Source organism: Ruegeria sp. G7, from assembly GCF_056535465.1.
In genome coordinates this window covers 850,171-866,341 of record NZ_JBQFIL010000001.1, presented here as the reverse complement: position 1 = coordinate 866,341, position 16,171 = coordinate 850,171, and the positions used below count along the sequence as shown (strand labels likewise).

Here is a 16,171-nt window from a genome sequence, read left to right as displayed (position 1 = left end):
AGGGGAACCGGTCACAGTTCAGACCGGTAGTCAATGCGCCGCGATCAGGCGTTGGGGCTGGATGTCGAATGACCATTGACACCGAGTTCCAGTGTTCAATACATTTCAAAAATGGAATACGTTTTGTGAAATTTCGATGTCGGTATAGGCTGTTATCCTAAGGCCCGCGGTAGAACAGACGGAATGACGCCAGGGACAGCACTATCTTATACGCCCGCCGGCCGAACACCTTGGCGTTTGCACTTAGCAAACAGAAGGGCAAACGAATGGCTCAAACCAAGAAAATGCTGGATCCGGATCCGCGGATTTATGACTTCGAGACCGAATATGAGCTTGGGCAAGACAATGTCCGACCGTTCGGTCTGGACATCCACAACCCGGTCTTTTTGATTTCGAGCGTGCTGATTTTCGCGTTCGTTCTGATCGCTCTGGCCAATCAAGAGGAAGCTGCCGCGTTCTTTGGCTGGCTCCGGCCCTGGCTGACCAGCACCTTCGACTGGTTCCTTGTCCTGTCGGTCAACGCGATCACTCTGTTCTGTCTGGCACTGATCATCCTGCCGGTGGGCAAGGTGCGGATCGGTGGTAAGGATGCCAAGCCCGACTATTCCTATGCCGGATGGATCGCGATGATGTTCGCCGCCGGTATCGGCATCGGGCTGTTGTTCTTTGGCGTGATGGAACCGGTCTATTACAACTTCGCAGAAGGTGGCAACGCTGCGCCGCTGGGTATCGATATCGCGGTTCCCGGTAATGAATATGCAGGCATCGTCGGGACCATCCACCATTGGGGCCTCGAAGGCTGGGCGGTCTATGCGGCCGTGGGCCTGAGCCTTGCGATCTTTGCCTACAATCTCAACCTGCCGCTGACCCTGCGCTCGGCCTTTTATCCGATTCTGGGCGAGCGTGTCTGGGGCTGGTGGGGCCATATGATCGACACGCTGGCGGTCTTTGCCACGCTATTCGGTCTGACCACATCGCTGGGTCTGGGCGCGCAACAGGTTGCCGCTGGCCTCTACGAGGTGTTCGGCATCGAACCCAGCCCAACGGTCGTGGTCCTGCTGATCATCGGCATCACGCTGATTGCGCTGGGCTCGGTCCTGCTGGGCATGGATGCGGGCGTCAAACGGCTGAGCGAGATCAACATGATCATGGCCGTGGGTCTGTTCATCTTTGTTATCGTGGTCACCGGCGTCGGCACCGCCATTGCGCGGTACTTCAACGTGATGGTGGATTACGTGTTACATCTACCGGCGCTGTCGAATCCGTTCGGACGAGAAGACACCAGCTATTTCCACGGCTGGACAACGTTCTACTGGGCCTGGTGGATCGCATGGTCGCCGTTTGTGGGCATGTTCATCGCCCGCATCTCGAAGGGCCGCACGGTGCGTGAGTTCGTCATCTGCGCGCTGCTCGCGCCGACGGCGGTCTGTGCGCTGTGGATGTCGACCTTTGGCGGAGCCGCCATCGATATGCTGAACGCAGGCGGTGCCGAAGGTGTCCGTGCCACGGTGATCGACAGCTATGCCCCCGAAGGCGCGTTGTTTGGCTTCCTCAAAGAGCTGCCGTTTTACGGCATCATTGCACCCATCGCGCTGATCCTGATCGTGGTGTTCTTTGTCACCTCGTCCGATTCCGGCTCGCTGGTGATCGACACGATCACGGCTGGCGGCAAGATGGACGCGCCCGTGATCCAGCGTGTGTTCTGGTGTACGCTGGAGGGTCTGGTCGCCATCGCGCTGCTCTTGGGTGGCGGTCTTGCTGCTCTGCAAGGGGCTGCGGTCTCGACCGGTATCCCGTTCACGCTGGTGGTACTGATGATGTGCTATTGCCTGTGGCTGGCGCTGAAATCGGAAAAGGCGAAAATGTAGTCTTGGACTGTACGAAACAAAAACGCCCGCCCCACGGTGGGCGTTTTTTCTGCCTTGATACAAGCGGATCGCCCAAGCGGCGAAGACAAAGCTGCCTTTGTTTGCCAGTGTGATCTGCGCCACAGCCGGGATGCGAAATCTCGGTATTGTCTGTGGTTATTGGTTCTATCTCTGGAAAAGGTATACACATGCTACTTCATTCCGCCTCGGGCATTTCATTTAACCCAGACGTATTCGATGAGTCCTTTGTCGAGATGCTCGATAAGCTGCCTGAAGATGCGGTTGAAGATGTGGATATCGACGCAACCCCCGACATGCCGCTGATGGCTACAGCCCCTGCCGCTGAACCGACCGAGGCCGAGGTGGCCGCGATCATGGAAAGCGCTTGGGAAGAGCTTTATGCCTCGGAGGAGGGAGCCGAGATTCGCTCGCTTCCTGAAGATCAGCAGGCGCAGATCAAGGCGCGTTTTCTATCGCCGGATCCTATTTCCCAAGCTGATGCGGCGACCGTCCCAATTGATGACGCGCCCTTCACGGTCGAAGAAACGGCGGATAGCCTGATCCTGATGCAGGGAGATACGCCACTGCTGGGTGCACCGCTTGGATCCAGTAAAAGTAAGCGCAAGAAGGCTGCGCTGCACACTTTTATCGGAGCTGCGGCCAAGGCTTTCGCCGATATTATCACCATGGCGATGGCGGCTCTGGGTGTGTATCAGGCGCTGGGTAGCAAGACGGTGACCAAGGCTGGCGCGGGTATCGCGGTCAAGTGCAGCGGACCGATCAGCCGTCACGCAGGTGCGATCGCCAAGGCGGGAAAGGCGGGCAGCGATGTGGCCAAGATGAAGGCGATGCTGGGCGTGGCCAAAGCATCGGTTGGGTTCACCAAACTCGCAGGTATCGTGCTGACAGATATGAGCGGTCTTGAGAAGGCTGCCGCGATCGCGACCTGTGTGGGCGGTATGACCTTGGCGCTGGCCTCTGCCAGTGGGTCGTTCTGGCTGTCTATGGTTGCGATGGTCGCTGCGGTCGCGATGTTCGTCATCGACACCGCTCTGGCCGTCGACACGTATAAGAAGTGGCAGGCCATTTGATATCAAATTGAAAACGCCCGCCAAATCTGGCGGGCGTTTGGAACATAAGGCTGGCCGAAGGGGCTGAGTGAGCCCTGCGAACCCGCTTAGCGGCGGATGCCCAGCTTTTTGATCAGGTCCTGGTACCGGGCCTCTTCCTTGCCCTTCAGATAGTCCAGCAGCTTACGGCGCTGGGCCACCATCTTCAGCAGACCACGGCGACCGTGGTTGTCTTTCTTGTGGGTCTTGAAGTGCTCGGTCAGGGTGGTGATGCGCGAAGTCAGGATGGCAACCTGGACTTCGGGCGAACCGGTGTCGCCGTCCTTGGTTGCGAATTCTTTCATGACGCGTGCTTTTTCAGCGGCAGTAATCGACATCGGGGTCTCCTTGTAAAAGGTTAGCGTTAATGGCGCAGGCCGGGATGTCGTCCAGCGCAGGCCCATGGAGAAAACCGCACCGATTCCGATGCGGATGGGCGCGTATAGGCGCTTTTGCCGACAATGGCAAAGGGTTTCTGCGTCTAACCCGTGGCGGTCAGCCGGGCCAGATGCGCTTCGCTCACCAGTTGAATATCTTCGATGCGCAAGCCTTCTGCGCCATAAAGCTTTGCGATCTCTTCGCCGTTCAGGCGCACGCGGGTCAAATCGTCGGTCTCGGGGTCTTTTTCGATTTCGATAGCGGGATCGTCAGCGCCGTCCCAGGTGACCAGAAGCTTGTCCTGCCCCACCTCGAAGTCCATGATCGTCACGCTGTCTTCCGGGGGCTCTGACTGCAGGACGACCTGATCTTCACCCTCGCCGCCGGTGACCACGTCGCCGTCCTGCGCCAGAAGGATGTCATCGCCCGCACCGCCATTCAGGAAATCGCGCGAGTCTTCGCCTTCACCATCATCGCCTGTCAGGATATCGTCGCCATCGCCCCCGAACAGCGCGTCCTCGCCTGCGCCGCCCGCTAGATAATCCGCGCCTTTGCCGCCTTGTAGCGCATCATCCCCGCTGCCGCCGTCAAGCCTGTCGTCACCCTGACCACCAAAGAGCTGATCGTCCCCTTCTCCGCCTTGCAAGTGATCCGCGCCGAAATGGCCATACACAGTGTCATTTCCTGACTGTCCACGCAGAGTGTCCGCACCACCGTCACCATGCAGCACATCATTTCCCGTACTGCCCAGGATCACATCATCCCCGGCGCCGCCATGCAGAACATCATGCCCCGCACCGCCGTCGATCCGGTCATCGCCGCCATATCCGTTGATCTGATCGTCACCTTCCTGCCCGCACAACGCATCTGCGCCGTCTTCCCCGGCGATGATCAGATCACCGTCGTGGTTCGAGATCACCTCACCCGTTCCCGCCGGTTCAGAACCGGCAGGATTGTCGGGGATGTCGTCGGGTTCCAGAAGATTGCCCTCGGTCAGGTCTTCTTCGACCGCCTCTTCGATTTGGTTGTCCTCTTCCTCGACCTCTTCTTCGGGGGTGAGGATGCCCCCCATTGCGTAGGCGGTGCCGCCGATGGCGGCCAGCCCAAACAACCCGATCAGAAACATGACACCGCTCCGGATTCACTATGCACCGAGTGTGAAATATCTCATGGTGTCAGGTACTTGGTCAAAACCTAGTTGGGGGCGTGGTTAACCCTTTGTCACCAGCGTTCGGGCTGTTGGGTATAGGCGATATAGAGCGGGTGTTTCGGGTGCCCGTCCTTGGTTAGCCCCAGATGGAACAGCGGCTGCCCGGCGTCCCGCAGCAGGCTTTCAACCGCCGGGCCGCGATCCAGATGCGCGCCATGGGTACCCCATGCGGCGATGACCTGATCGGCCCATTTGACGCCGTCCAGAATGGCCGCGTCGTTTGCCGGACCGACCGGATCAGCAACGGCGCGCATTTTGCGCGGATCGGTGTCGCGCCAGGCGAAGATGTTGGTGACCTGAAACGCCCCGAACCCCAGCGCCCGCGCGCGACGTTCGCAGCGTTCGACCGTGGGGTCGTTCTGCACCTCGGTCGCGGTCGAGGGGTTCAGCATCACAAACAGCGCTTTCCGCCCCGCAGGGTCCCAGACACGGGTCAGGCTATAGCGATACTTCTCGCAATCGGAATAGACGGCGGTCGAGGGCGCGTCGCCCTTGGTATGCGTTCGGGTGATCATGCCCTTCGCCTATCACGCGGGTCAGGTGACGAACACCCGGCTGGGATGCAATTCGCCGGATTTGTAGATGCCAACGGCCACAGCCTTGCCATCCAGCGAGGCCCAGGCCTCGTCGCCGTATTCCACGTCCGAAGCCAGCACCATGCCCGGATTGCCGTTGCGCAGACGTGTGGCGCCTTCGGGGGTGCATTTCAACTCAGGCAGATCGGCGAGGCCGGTTTCCAGCGGGTGTAGGTATTTGTCCAGCGCGGTGGTCTTGGCCATTTCGTCGATCTGTTCGATGGACAGACCGTCTTCGGCCTCGAACGGGCCGGACCAGATACGGCGCAGTTCCTTCACATGCCCGTGGCAGCCCAGCGCCGCACCCAGATCACGGGCGATGGACCGCACATAGCCGCCCTTGCCGCATGTCATCTCCAGCACCACGTGATCTTCATCGGGGCGGTCGACAAGGATCAACTCCTCGACCCACAAAGGACGGGCCGACAGTTCCAAGTCCTCGCCATCGCGGGCCAGCTTATAGGCGCGCTGGCCGTCGATTTTCACGGCGGAGAACTTGGGCGGGACTTGCATGATCTCACCCAGAAATGGGCTGAGCGCCTGTTTGATATCCTCATCCGAAGGGCGCGCATCGCTGGACGCAATCACCTCGCCCTCGGCGTCATCAGTGTTGGTGGCCTGACCCAGACGCACGGTGAAGGTGTAGGCTTTCAAGGCGTCGGTGATATAGGGAACGGTCTTGGTCGCCTCGCCCAAGGCCACGGCCAACACCCCGGTTGCTTCGGGGTCCAGAGTGCCCGCGTGGCCCGCTTTCTTCGCGTCCATCGCCCAGCGCACCTTGTTGACCACGGCGGTCGAGGTCATGCCCGCAGGCTTATCCACCACCAGCCAACCCGAGATATCGCGGCCCTTGCGTTTGCGTCCCATGTCACACCCAGAATCTTGCCAAGGCGCGCGGGGTAACGGATCGCCTCGGCCCTGTCAATTTGCAGGGACGTCTTCGACTACACCCACGATAGGCCCCAGCGAGAACCCGATATCCGAGCGATTGCTGGCGCGCTCATACATGCGTGAGATATTACCATCGAAGAACAGCGCGTTCGGGGTTTGCAGCACATCACGAAACAGCCTGCCGAATTCGTGGAAGGTGACGTAATCCTCAGAGATCGCAAAGACCACCCGCGTCCCATCATCGCTGGTGCCCACCCCGTTGCGCACGAAAAGCGAGGTCGAATCGGGCAGGAACCGGGGGTGCAGCTCTCCGTCGATCACCAGCATGGGGCCGGATTGGGTGGCGAAACGGCAATCGGGGGCTTGGTCGATATAGTCCAATGTCTCGAACACGTCCGCCCGACCATCGCGGATACAGAACACACCATTGGGCAACAGGCCGAAATTGCCGGGGCCGGGGTTCGAGATGACGCGCATCTGTTCTTGCCCGTTCTCGACATAATGACCGACAGGCGAGCGGTCGTCGTGATACATGCCCGCATTCATCGCAAAGGCGAGGCGCTTGCCCTGCGCGGCCAGCACCTCGTTTACGCTGGAAAAGTGACCCAGCACCTCTCCGTCTGCATCATTCAGAAACAGGCGCAGGTCTTCGGACGCGTCCGCCTCGCAGACGGTATACCGCTTGTCCTCATGGGTGGCCTTCTCGCAGGTCACCGCGCCAGCCTGCGCAGCCCAAAGGACCGCGCCTATCGTGACAAATGCCCGGATCACTCGTCCAGATCGCGGCGCACCGCGTCCTGTTCGAACATGCGGCGGGTGTCGTCCAGACGGTCGAACGTGTCGTCCAGCCGAAAGCGCAAATCGGGTGAGAACTTCAGACCAACCTTCTTGCCGACCATGCGTCGCAGCTCACCCTTGTTGCGGGCCAGTAACTCGATCACGTCCTCCTGCCCCTTGCCGCCCAGAGGCAGCACATAGGCGGTGGCGATCTTGAGATCAGGCGAGGTGCGCACCTCGCCCACGGTGATCGACATACGGTTCAGGTCGGGGTCATGGACATCACCGCGCGCCAGAACCTCGGACAGGGTGCGGCGGATCAGTTCGCCGACGCGCAGCTGTCGTTGGGACGGGCCGGGGCCATCGTGGAATTTGTTCTTTGCCATAATCCCCGATCTAAGCGCAAAGCGGGGCTTTGCCAAGCGGGCGCGAACGGGGTAGGAGGCTTTGAGCCGACTGCAACAAGGGAACAAAGCAATGACCCATATTCCGGGGATCGTCATCACAGGGGCTTCGGGCCGGATGGGGCAGATGCTGATCAAGACCGTGACCGACAGCGATCAGGCGCGTCTGGTCGGCGTGGTCGAGCGTAAAGGTCATGACTGGATCGGTCAGGATGTGGGTGCAGCGATGGGCGGCGCCGCGCTGGGCGTCACTGTCACGGACGACCCGTTGGAGGCCTTTGCGCAGACGCAGGCGGTGATCGATTTCACCGCGCCCGAGGCCACTTTGGAATTCGCCGCGCTGGCGGCACAAGCGCGCTGTGTGCATGTGATCGGAACCACCGGCATGACGGATGAGCAGATCGCGGCGCTGGAACCCGCCGCGCGCCATGCAGTGATCGTACGGGCCGGAAACATGAGCCTTGGCGTCAACCTGTTGGTGCAGCTGACCAAAAAGGTTGCCGCCGCGCTGGACGAGGATTTCGACATCGAAGTGATCGAAGGCCACCACCACCACAAGGTCGACGCGCCCTCGGGGACCGCCCTGATGCTGGGCGAAGCCGCCGCCGAAGGGCGCGGGGTCAATCTGGCGGACGTGTCCGACCGCGCCCGCGACGGTATTACTGGCGCCCGCAAGCGCGGCGATATCGGATTCCACGCCATTCGCGGCGGAGACATCGTGGGCGAACACGATGTCCTGTTCGCCGCCCCCGGAGAACGCATCGTCCTGCGCCATCTGGCCACCGACCGCGCCATTTTTGCCCGCGGCGCGCTTAAGGCGGCGCTGTGGGGGCAGGGGAAGGCTCCGGGTCAGTATGACATGGTGGATGTGCTGGGGTTTTAGAGGCTACGGCAATATGTAAGCGCGCGCAAGAACATAAAGAAAGAACATCACGATCCAAAATACCACAGCTGCGAAAAGCGATAGAAACTGTATCATGAAAAAATGGAAGTAGTTGGCATTCGGGATAATCCGTATCCCATTGGGTACGTTCAGATCGTCACATATTTCACTCCTGAACCAAATATTACATGCTCCATGAGCGTTCAGAAGCAATCGCTTGCGTGATGGTGGCTCGCCTCTTGTTCTGATCCAGAACTCGATAAACTCGTCTTTAAATTTGAATATCGGGAAAACCGAAGTCAGAAAAATCGTGGCGATCCAGCATGTCAGGCTCATGATGAACACAAACCCAAACATAATTAAGAACAAAGTCAGCAAATAAGATTCCTCATACCCTTCGCAAAATGCAGATTACTGAAACGCGGTCAGACCGGGCGGTTCGGCACCCTCCTGCTCGACCTCCGCAAACAAAGCGCCCAACCGCTCATCCCATGTCGGGAATTGCCCGGTCAGCGCATAGGTCAGCCGTTCAGCCCCGATGGAAATACCCAACGGCGCGACCTCACCGCCGATGATGATCTCGCCGATCTCGGTCCAGTTGGCCGATGGGGGATAGGCTGTTGGCGCGGGTTCGGGTTGGTCGCCAACGCGGTAATAGACGCCCATCGTGACCAGATACTCTTCGCCAAATGGGTCGGGAAAGAAATAGCCCGAGGCATCGCGGGCGGCCAGCGCCTCGGCCTCGTCGCGCAGCAGGACTTTTTCAGCGAAGGAGAGGTTCAAGCCGTCCAGCACGGGGCGCATATCTTCTGCCTGCGGCACACTGACAAAGGCGATGCGCGCGGGGTCGAGGCCGAAGGTCTCGGTCAGGAGCTGCAGCATCAGCTGGGTCGTCTCTCGGCCCGTGACCGTTCCGCCGGGATGGCAGCCGACCTCGTGAAACAGAGGCAGGATATCGGGGCGGGTTTTCTCATCGACATCGCCGACGCGGGCCAGAGGTTGGATGATGAAAGCATTCGTCGGCAGAGCATCCTGATCAAAGTCGTGCCGCAGGCCGCCGTTATAGTTCGCATCACCGGTGGCGATTGACAGAGGCGGGGCTTCGGCGAAACCAAGCGCGGCATAGGCCGCGCGCAAGCGATCAAGCGTGTCGGTAAACTGAGCCTCGAACGCGTCATTGTTGCCGGTTGCGCCAAGGGCAATTCGCGGCAGCACCGCGCTTGCCGTGGCTGCGGTTCCCAGTTGGACCAGTTTCCGTCGGTTCAATGCCATCTTTGCCTCCATCGCACACGCCCAAGGAGAGTATCGCAGATGTTTGCGGCAAAGGTTAAGGGAATCTGAAAATACGCCCCGCAGGGCGTGTCCTTACAGGTCCTTGATCTTGTCCGCGCGCAGCGGGCAGGCGAGGTAGACACCGAACTCCTGCCCGATATCGGCACTGACACGAGCATGAACTGCGCCCTGACGATCAAGGAACCGCTGGGTGTCTTCGACCGGGAAAATCCCCTCGTGCCAAATGCCGGGATGGATATAGAGGCCTTTGGAGCCGTCACACCAGAAGGCCACCACCTTTTCCGGTGTCAGATTGTCACCCGGCAGGGCAGCGGGGATGATGAAGGGTTTGTTGTCCAACGGCCAAAACATCTGACCGCCATCGGGGTGATAATTCATGTGCCACAGTAGAACCTGATCGCGGGGCTCGGTTTGCCGGTCCGCCTGCGCCTGCTGCGGGTCGGTGGACCAGCCCAGAACATAGTGGCCGCCGACCGCCTCGTTCCGGCCATAGAGCACATCACCCTTCCATTCGCCGTGGAAGGTGCCCTCGACCCAGCCACCTTCATCGCCGGTGCCTTCATCGATGGGCCGCCAGCCCTGTTGCGGCCAGCGGGCGATCTCGATCTCGAAGCCTTCGGGGTCATCGACAAGACAGCCATAGCCTTTGACCGACTCATCTGTGGCCCGGATCAAAGGAACCTCGTGCCAGGGAAGCGAGGTTTTGGTGCTGGCTTCAAAGATGTACTCAGGAGCGTTCATGCGACCTCCATATGTTTGTCGACCATGCGCTGCACCATCGGGGCGAAATGAGTGAAATCGGGGGTTTCCATATCAGCGCGCTTTCCGGCCTCATCCAGATATCGCACCTGAATGATCTCTTTCAGGTTCGGGTTGGCCTCGAAGGCGGCGACTTCTTCGGCGCTCATCGGGCCGCCCTGCAGTTCCAGCGTGTGGACCGAGGCGGTGGAGAGGCGGTTGAAATACTCGGGCTTGGTGGCGCAGAGATAGCGCTTGGCTGCCACGTGGTACCGGCAACAATCGGTGATGACAGAGGGGAAGAACTGCTCCAGCACCTCGGCCCCTGCATCTTCGTGGTGCCGGTCCTCGGTGTCGTCCGGGTGGTAGGTGCCGAATTCCGAGGTGAAGTGGCCGATGTCATGCAGCAGCGCGCCCACGATGATTTCCTCGGGCATGCCGTTCTGTTCAGCGATGGTGGCACCCTGCAGCATATGCTGGGCCATGGTGACAGGTTCGCCCAGATATTCCTCGCCGCCGCGGCGAGTAAAGATATCGCCGATGAAGGCCACGATGTTGTCGCGGGTCAGGGTCGAGAAATCGGGTTTCATTCCGCCGCCTCCGGTTGCGTCATCTCCATCGCCGCCAGCGTCGACAGTAACCCGTCTTTGTCCGCATAACATCCCTGCAGCCAGCGAGAGCCTGCGCCCGAGTACCCAAGACGGGCGTGCAGGACACGGGTGTTATCGACGATGAAGCTTTCGCCGGGTTCCAGTTTGAACGACACGCCCATCGCCGGGTCGTCGATAATCTCGGCCAACTGACGATAGGCGGCGTAATAGGCCTCCATCTTGTCGAACGGGATGTCGACCAGCGGCGCGGTCGAGCGATTGTTGAAGCGGATGCCGATCAACTCGCCATCAGGGGACAGTTCGATCATCGGGCGGCGTGCGCGCAGGCAGACCCCGTCCGAGCCCTTGTATTCAAACCGCGCCGGGTAGCCCGCCAGCAGGGCGAAGCCCTCGGGGTTCTGATCGCGCAGCTTCTCGGCAGCGCGAAACCCGTCAACGACGATTGAGTCGCCGCCCTCGGCGCTGTTCTCAAGACAGTAGAGGATCTGCAGCGTCGGCACCGGGTCGCGATAGGGGTTGTCGGTATGAGCCTGCAAACCCAGCCCGGTATAGGCGAGGTTGGTCGGGTTCACTTCCGTGCGTACCTCGAAATAGGGGCCATAGTTGGTCTCGCGGACATAGCCGAACAGGTCCGCCACCCGCAGCAGCGATTCCGGTTCGGTCGGGCCGCCCGTCAGCTTGGCAAAACCGTATTCGGCAACGGCGGCCAGCCAGTTGCGCTTGGCGATCGGGTCCGCGTGGACCTGCGCCCAGTCGCCACTTGGGGCGTCGATGCCTTGCGCCCATGTGGTGATGCCGGGGGCGATGCGCCCGAATTCGGTGCTCTGATCGCGGTCATAGCTGTGCGCGGCTAGCCAGTCGGCGGGGAAGGTGACGGCCTTGTCTTCTGGCAGGAAGGTGACCTGCAGATCGCCATTGGCAATCTCGACAGTGCTGATCGCAGTATCGGCAGGGATGTCGCCGATGGTGATCAGACGCTGACCATTGCCCGGCGCGCGGGTCTCAGGGTCAAGCGCGTTGTCGCGCAGCCAGATGGCGTGAAAGCGGGAGCGTGTGCCATCGGCGAATTCAACGGTGACAACGGACGGATCGAAGGTGGCGGTGCGCAGCATCGGGTCTCTCCTGTTCAGCGCGGGCTTTGGTTGAGGAGATACGCGGTTCGTGGCATTACGACAATTAATCCTTATTGCGACTGAGGACCGGAAAATCTAATGGCTAAGAAACAGATTGGATTGCCGCCGCTGGACTGGCTGCGCATGTTCGAGGCCGCAGGCCGGTTGGGCGGCTTTTCCGCCGCCGCGCGCGAGTTCGGGTTGACGCAGGCGGCGGTCAGTCAGAGGATCGGCAATCTTGAGGCGTGGCTGGGCCGGTCGCTGTTCGTGCGTGAGGCGCGGGGGTGTCTCTGACCATCGAAGGCGAAAGCTATCTGCCGCTGGTGCAGGACAGCCTGCAGGCGCTGGAGCGCAATACCGAGGACCTGTTCGGCAAATCCCCCCGCGAATTGCGGGTGGCGGGGTTGTCGTCGCACATCCATGCTTTGGTCCTGCCCGCCTTGCCCGCGTTTCTGGAGGCACGGCCCAAAGTGCGGGTGATGACCGATTCCATGGCCCGCCGATCGTCGCTGGAGGAAGAGCGGACATGGCTGCAGTTACGCTATGGTCGCGGATCATGGGCTGGTCGCGAGGCGAAACTGATCGCGCCCGAGGTACTGGCCCCGATGGCTGCGCCTGGTGTCGAATGGGGTGCGCCGCTGATTGATCTGCGCGGAGAACGCCCCGGTTGGCAGGATTGGGCGCTTGTTGCCGGGGTTGAGGATTTGCCGACGGGGCGGCTGAGTTTCGATTCTGTGGGCCATGCAATCACAGCAGCGCGGCAGGGGATGGGGATTGTGCTGGGCTCGGTGCCGCTGGCGGCAGGCAACCTGCAGACGGGGCGGCTGAGCTGTCTGGACCTGCCGGAGTTGCAGACCAAGGATGGATACTGGCTGACATGGCCCGAAGATCGGGTTCGGTCGAAACGTCAGCGGGCACTGATTGACGATTTTCTGCAGGCGCTGCGGGGCGCGGCCTAGAAGTCGATGGCGATGCCCTTCTTCTCCCAATCGCCATAGCGGGCCGGGTCGGGGCCGTCGCGCCCGCCCAGTTCCTTGGGCTGCTCTTTCGCCTCGGCCTCGGCCTTTTTGCGACGGGCCTCGGCCTCGGCCAGAGCGCGTTGGGCGGCGGGGGGCAGGTCTTTGGGCGCGTCACTCATGACATCGGGTTCCTTTCCGTTCCGCGCCTTGATATACGCCCTCGTCCGCCCAAGGCAATGCGGGCAAAGGTCATCAGGGGCAACCAGCATCATGTCAAATTCCGCAACCGCCGCGCGCCGCAGCGCCATCTATCTGCTGGATCAGATATTGGGCGAGGGGCGGTTGCTGCCCGAATGTCTGGCCGCGGGTGCGCTGGATCGTCTGGCTCCTGAAGATCGCGCGCGGGCGCAGCGGCTGACCATCGAAACCCTGCGCGGGTTGGAGCGCGCCGACCGGCTGCTGGCGGACCACCTGCGGCAGACACCTGCGCTGACCGTTCACAACGCGTTGCGGCTGGGCACGGTCGAGCTGTGCCATGGCGAGGCGGCACATGGCGTCGTCAATGCGATGGTCGAGATTATCGGACGGTCGCGCAAGCATGGGCGGCTCAAGGGTCTGGTGAACGCAGTTCTGCGCAAGATCGCCGCTGACGGCTCCGAGGCATGGCCCAAGATGCGCGTGCCCCGCCTGCCTGAGTGGCTGCGCGATCCGTTGATCATGGCGTGGGGTGAGGATGCCGTGAAGGGCATGGAGCAGGCCCATTTCCACGGCGCGCCTTTGGATGTGACCCTGAAACCGGGGGCCGAGGCCCCGGGCGGAGACGCCTTGCCCACCAGCTCGGTCCGGCTGCACGAGGCCGGTCAGGTGTCGACCCTGCCGGGATATGACCGAGGCGATTGGTGGGTGCAGGATGCGGCGGCGGCATTGCCTGTGCGGGTTCTGGCCCCGAAGGCGGGGGAAAAGGTGCTGGACCTCTGCGCCGCGCCGGGCGGCAAAACGCTGCAACTGGCGGCAGCGGGGGCCGAGGTCACGGCGCTGGATATCTCAGAGGCGCGACTGGCGCGGGTGCATGAGAACCTGAAGCGCACGGGCCTCAAGGCGACCGTGATCGCCGCTGATGCGCTGGACCATGAGGGCGAATACGACGCCATCCTGCTGGACGCGCCCTGTTCGGCAACCGGTACCATTCGCCGCCACCCGGACCTGCCCTTTGCTAAGGACGGCTCGGAATTCGGCGGGCTGATCGAGTTGCAGGCGCGGATGCTCGCCCATGCCTGGTCCTTGCTGAAACCCGGCGGGCGGCTGGTCTATTGCACCTGTTCGCTGTTGCCTGATGAAGGCGAGGTGCAGATCGAAGAGGCGCTGGAACAGCATTCGGATATGCAAACTGACCGCGCTGCATTGGATATTGCGGGCATTGAAAGCGACTGGATCACCGAGGAGGGCGGGTTGCGCCTGCGTCCTGACTACTGGCCCGACACAGGCGGGATGGACGGGTTCTACATCGCCTGTCTGAACAAATCCGCCTGAGGCGACGCTTTTCGATGACTTGACGAACGGACCGGTCTATCGTGTGCTCAAGCGCCCGCAGAGCGCAAGGGGCAGAATCGCAAGCGTCATGTCAAACTCGGACCCAATGGCCAATCGCTGGACACGGTTTCAGAACCGTCTCTACGCGCGTCTGAGCCAAAGGCGAAAGCCGGTCGCCGGATTCGTCGGCCAGCCCGAGCCGCGGACGGTCGGCTCATTCGCGCGGGGGCGGCAACTGGTGGCCGGCAATCTGCTGTTCGCGGGCTATCTGGTCGAGGCCGAAGATACCGAGCTTTGGGACGTGATCGCCCCCAGCGCCGATTTCGACAACGAACGCCACGGATTCGCATGGCTCGACGATCTGGCTGCTGTCGGAGACTACCGCGCGCGCGAAAAGGCGCAGCGCTGGGTCTGGGGCTGGATCGAGGCGCATGGGCGCGGGCAGGGTCCCGGTTGGGCCCCTGATCTGACCGGGCGGCGTGTGATGCGCTGGATCAACCACGCCCTGTTCCTGCTGCGCGGGATGGATGAGGCGCACAGCAAGCTGTTCTTCCGATCGCTGGCGCAGCAGACGTGGTTCCTGTCCAAACGCTGGGCTGCGGCTACGCCGGGCCTGCCCCGGTTCGAGGCGCTGGGCGGTCTGGTGCAAGCTGGGCTGGCGCTGGACGGGCTGGAACAGATGGCCGACCCTGCACTCAAGGCGCTGGCCCGTGAATGCCAGCGCCAGATTGACGCCGAAGGGGGTATCCCGACCCGGAACCCCGAGGAATTGCTTGAGGTTTTCACGCTGCTGGCCTGGACCTCTGCCGCGCTGAGCGAGGTGGGTCGTGGCACACCTGCGGCCCAGACCGAGGCGATCCGGCGGATCGCGCCGACCCTGCGCAACCTGCGCCATGCGGATGGCGCGCTGGCGCGGTTCCATGGTGGTGGGCGGGGGCTTGAAGGGCGGCTGGATCAGGCGTTGGCCCATAGCGGCGTGAAACCGCAGCACCATTCGGACCTGTCGATGGGTTTTGCGCGGTTGGCGGCGTCGCGGACCACCGTCCTGGTGGATGCCAGCGCACCGCCCAAAGGGGCCGCGTCGTACAATGCCCATGCTTCGACCCTTGCGTTTGAACTGACCTCGGGTCGCCGCCCGCTGATCGTGAATTGCGGTTCGGGCGGCAGCTTCGGGCAGGATTGGCGGCGGGCGGGACGGGCGACGCCCTCGCACTCGACATTATGCGTTGACGGATATTCCAGCGCCCGCCTTGCCGCACCGATGAAAGGTGCTGCGCATGAGGCGCTAGTCGATGGCCCGCAAGACGTGCCGGTGGATTTCGAGGACGCCTTCGAGGGCACCCGGTTCATGGCCGGCCATGACGGGTACGCCAAGGTCTTCGGCCTGACCCATGCCCGCACGCTTGAACTGCGTTTTGACGGGCGCGAATTGGTAGGCGAGGATATTCTTCTGACCGCCACCGACAAGGCCAAGCGGCAGTTTGACCGGGCGATGGACGCGGCGAACCTCAAAGGGATCGGCTTTGATATCCGTTTCCACCTGCATCCTGACGTGGATGCGGCGCTGGATCTGGGGGGTGCTGCGGTGTCGATGGCGCTGAAAAGCGGTGAGATCTGGGTTTTCCGCCATGACAACATCGGAAAGTTATCAGTCGAACCAAGCGTTTATCTTGAAAAAGGTCGCTTGAAGCCACGCGCGACAAAACAGATCGTTCTCTCTGGCCGCGCAATGGAGTATGCGACGCGCATCCGGTGGACGCTGCGGAAGGCTCAGGATACAGCCTATGCCGTGCGGGACACGCACCGGGACGAGCCCGTATTCGACTGACGCCA

At 61.6% G+C, this 16,171-nt stretch carries 18 protein-coding genes; 7 read left to right on the top strand and 11 right to left on the bottom strand.

Annotated elements, in window-relative coordinates; all coding sequences use genetic code 11:
- Positions 1-266 precede the first annotated feature (266 nt).
- Positions 267-1,868, top strand: a complete 1,602-nt coding sequence (locus tag ACR3EN_RS04375; protein WP_480824296.1) for a BCCT family transporter — start codon at positions 267-269, stop codon at positions 1,866-1,868.
- 188 nt (positions 1,869-2,056) lie between these two features.
- Positions 2,057-2,959, top strand: a complete 903-nt coding sequence (locus ACR3EN_RS04370; protein WP_480824298.1) for a hypothetical protein — start codon at positions 2,057-2,059, stop codon at positions 2,957-2,959.
- Positions 2,960-3,045: 86 nt separating this feature from the next.
- Here the strand turns inward: ACR3EN_RS04370 and rpsO are convergent, their stop codons facing one another.
- From rpsO to rbfA, 6 genes are all read right to left on the bottom strand, one after another.
- Entirely contained in the window at positions 3,046-3,315 is a 270-nt protein-coding gene (rpsO, locus tag ACR3EN_RS04365) for a 30S ribosomal protein S15 (RefSeq protein ID WP_008757925.1), read from the bottom strand.
- 143 nt (positions 3,316-3,458) lie between these two features.
- Positions 3,459-4,481 carry a calcium-binding protein gene (locus ACR3EN_RS04360; protein WP_480824300.1) on the bottom strand — a complete coding sequence of 341 codons (1,023 nt, stop codon included), beginning with the start codon at positions 4,479-4,481 and terminating at the stop codon, positions 3,459-3,461.
- Positions 4,482-4,576: 95 nt separating this feature from the next.
- Positions 4,577-5,080 (bottom strand): DUF1643 domain-containing protein, encoded by a 504-nt coding sequence (locus ACR3EN_RS04355; protein ID WP_480824302.1) that lies wholly within the window; start codon positions 5,078-5,080, stop codon positions 4,577-4,579.
- A 21-nt stretch (positions 5,081-5,101) separates the two neighbouring features.
- Complete coding sequence (gene truB, locus ACR3EN_RS04350; protein ID WP_480870646.1) at positions 5,102-6,007, bottom strand: tRNA pseudouridine(55) synthase TruB; 906 nt, start codon at positions 6,005-6,007, stop codon at positions 5,102-5,104.
- Between the two features lie 54 nt (positions 6,008-6,061).
- On the bottom strand, positions 6,062-6,802 hold the full coding sequence (locus ACR3EN_RS04345) for a phosphodiester glycosidase family protein (RefSeq protein WP_480824306.1): 741 nt from the start codon (positions 6,800-6,802) through the stop codon (positions 6,062-6,064).
- Positions 6,799-7,194 carry a 30S ribosome-binding factor RbfA gene (gene rbfA / locus ACR3EN_RS04340; RefSeq protein WP_010438628.1) on the bottom strand — a complete coding sequence of 132 codons (396 nt, stop codon included), beginning with the start codon at positions 7,192-7,194 and terminating at the stop codon, positions 6,799-6,801. The genes ACR3EN_RS04345 and rbfA overlap by 4 nt, the downstream gene beginning before the upstream one ends.
- 91 nt (positions 7,195-7,285) lie before the next feature.
- On the opposite strand from rbfA, the gene dapB reads away from it, so the two are divergent.
- Entirely contained in the window at positions 7,286-8,095 is an 810-nt protein-coding gene (gene dapB / locus ACR3EN_RS04335; RefSeq protein ID WP_480824308.1) for a 4-hydroxy-tetrahydrodipicolinate reductase, read from the top strand.
- A 411-nt stretch (positions 8,096-8,506) separates the two neighbouring features.
- On the opposite strand, the gene ACR3EN_RS04330 is transcribed toward dapB, so the two are convergent.
- The 4 genes from ACR3EN_RS04330 to tmpA form a co-directional block, all read right to left on the bottom strand.
- Positions 8,507-9,367 carry a hypothetical protein gene (locus ACR3EN_RS04330; RefSeq protein WP_480824310.1) on the bottom strand — a complete coding sequence of 287 codons (861 nt, stop codon included), beginning with the start codon at positions 9,365-9,367 and terminating at the stop codon, positions 8,507-8,509.
- Positions 9,368-9,460: 93 nt separating this feature from the next.
- Positions 9,461-10,129 (bottom strand): ureidoglycolate lyase, encoded by a 669-nt coding sequence (locus ACR3EN_RS04325; RefSeq protein WP_480824312.1) that lies wholly within the window; start codon positions 10,127-10,129, stop codon positions 9,461-9,463.
- Positions 10,126-10,716 carry a (R)-1-hydroxy-2-trimethylaminoethylphosphonate oxygenase gene (gene tmpB, locus ACR3EN_RS04320; protein ID WP_480824314.1) on the bottom strand — a complete coding sequence of 197 codons (591 nt, stop codon included), beginning with the start codon at positions 10,714-10,716 and terminating at the stop codon, positions 10,126-10,128. Before tmpB ends, ACR3EN_RS04325 begins: the two co-directional genes overlap by 4 nt.
- The gene (tmpA, locus tag ACR3EN_RS04315; protein ID WP_480824316.1) at positions 10,713-11,849 is read right to left on the bottom strand and encodes a 2-trimethylaminoethylphosphonate dioxygenase; all 1,137 of its coding nucleotides are present in this window, start codon (positions 11,847-11,849) and stop codon (positions 10,713-10,715) included. Before tmpA ends, tmpB begins: the two co-directional genes overlap by 4 nt.
- Positions 11,850-11,948: 99 nt before the next feature.
- Here tmpA and ACR3EN_RS04310 point away from each other — a divergent pair, with 99 nt between their 5' ends.
- Both ACR3EN_RS04310 and ACR3EN_RS04305 read left to right on the top strand, forming a co-directional pair.
- Positions 11,949-12,143 (top strand): helix-turn-helix domain-containing protein, encoded by a 195-nt coding sequence (locus ACR3EN_RS04310; RefSeq protein ID WP_480918393.1) that lies wholly within the window; start codon positions 11,949-11,951, stop codon positions 12,141-12,143.
- A complete protein-coding gene (locus ACR3EN_RS04305; RefSeq protein WP_480918392.1) occupies positions 12,134-12,808 on the top strand; it encodes a LysR substrate-binding domain-containing protein in 675 nt (224 codons plus the stop codon). Before ACR3EN_RS04310 ends, ACR3EN_RS04305 begins: the two co-directional genes overlap by 10 nt.
- Here ACR3EN_RS04305 and ACR3EN_RS04300 read toward each other — a convergent pair.
- Positions 12,805-12,987, bottom strand: coding sequence for a DUF1674 domain-containing protein (locus ACR3EN_RS04300; protein WP_480824320.1), 183 nt, complete (start codon positions 12,985-12,987; stop codon positions 12,805-12,807). The two genes, ACR3EN_RS04305 and ACR3EN_RS04300, sit on opposite strands and share 4 nt — an antisense overlap.
- 91 nt (positions 12,988-13,078) lie before the next feature.
- Here ACR3EN_RS04300 and ACR3EN_RS04295 point away from each other — a divergent pair, with 91 nt between their 5' ends.
- A complete protein-coding gene (locus ACR3EN_RS04295; protein WP_480824322.1) occupies positions 13,079-14,338 on the top strand; it encodes an RsmB/NOP family class I SAM-dependent RNA methyltransferase in 1,260 nt (419 codons plus the stop codon).
- Between the two features lie 88 nt (positions 14,339-14,426).
- A complete protein-coding gene (locus tag ACR3EN_RS04290) occupies positions 14,427-16,166 on the top strand; it encodes a heparinase II/III family protein (RefSeq protein ID WP_480824324.1) in 1,740 nt (579 codons plus the stop codon).
- The last annotated feature ends 5 nt before the right edge of the window (positions 16,167-16,171 follow it).

Excerpts from the sequence above, each read along its gene's own strand:
- ACR3EN_RS04375 (WP_480824296.1), top strand. The coding sequence starts at position 267 with ATGGCTCAAACCAAGAAAATGCTGGATCCGGATCCGCGGATTTATGAC.
- ACR3EN_RS04370 (WP_480824298.1), top strand. The coding sequence starts at position 2,057 with ATGCTACTTCATTCCGCCTCGGGCATTTCATTTAACCCAGACGTATTC.
- rpsO (WP_008757925.1), bottom strand. The coding sequence starts at position 3,315 with ATGTCGATTACTGCCGCTGAAAAAGCACGCGTCATGAAAGAATTCGCA.
- ACR3EN_RS04360 (WP_480824300.1), bottom strand. The coding sequence starts at position 4,481 with ATGTTTCTGATCGGGTTGTTTGGGCTGGCCGCCATCGGCGGCACCGCC.
- ACR3EN_RS04355 (WP_480824302.1), bottom strand. The coding sequence starts at position 5,080 with ATGATCACCCGAACGCATACCAAGGGCGACGCGCCCTCGACCGCCGTC.
- truB (WP_480870646.1), bottom strand. The coding sequence starts at position 6,007 with ATGGGACGCAAACGCAAGGGCCGCGATATCTCGGGTTGGCTGGTGGTG.
- rbfA (WP_010438628.1), bottom strand. The coding sequence starts at position 7,194 with ATGGCAAAGAACAAATTCCACGATGGCCCCGGCCCGTCCCAACGACAG.
- dapB (WP_480824308.1), top strand. The coding sequence starts at position 7,286 with ATGACCCATATTCCGGGGATCGTCATCACAGGGGCTTCGGGCCGGATG.
- ACR3EN_RS04330 (WP_480824310.1), bottom strand. The coding sequence starts at position 9,367 with ATGGCATTGAACCGACGGAAACTGGTCCAACTGGGAACCGCAGCCACG.
- ACR3EN_RS04325 (WP_480824312.1), bottom strand. The coding sequence starts at position 10,129 with ATGAACGCTCCTGAGTACATCTTTGAAGCCAGCACCAAAACCTCGCTT.
- tmpB (WP_480824314.1), bottom strand. The coding sequence starts at position 10,716 with ATGAAACCCGATTTCTCGACCCTGACCCGCGACAACATCGTGGCCTTC.
- tmpA (WP_480824316.1), bottom strand. The coding sequence starts at position 11,849 with ATGCTGCGCACCGCCACCTTCGATCCGTCCGTTGTCACCGTTGAATTC.
- ACR3EN_RS04310 (WP_480918393.1), top strand. The coding sequence starts at position 11,949 with ATGGCTAAGAAACAGATTGGATTGCCGCCGCTGGACTGGCTGCGCATG.
- ACR3EN_RS04300 (WP_480824320.1), bottom strand. The coding sequence starts at position 12,987 with ATGAGTGACGCGCCCAAAGACCTGCCCCCCGCCGCCCAACGCGCTCTG.
- ACR3EN_RS04295 (WP_480824322.1), top strand. The coding sequence starts at position 13,079 with ATGTCAAATTCCGCAACCGCCGCGCGCCGCAGCGCCATCTATCTGCTG.
- ACR3EN_RS04290 (WP_480824324.1), top strand. The coding sequence starts at position 14,427 with ATGTCAAACTCGGACCCAATGGCCAATCGCTGGACACGGTTTCAGAAC.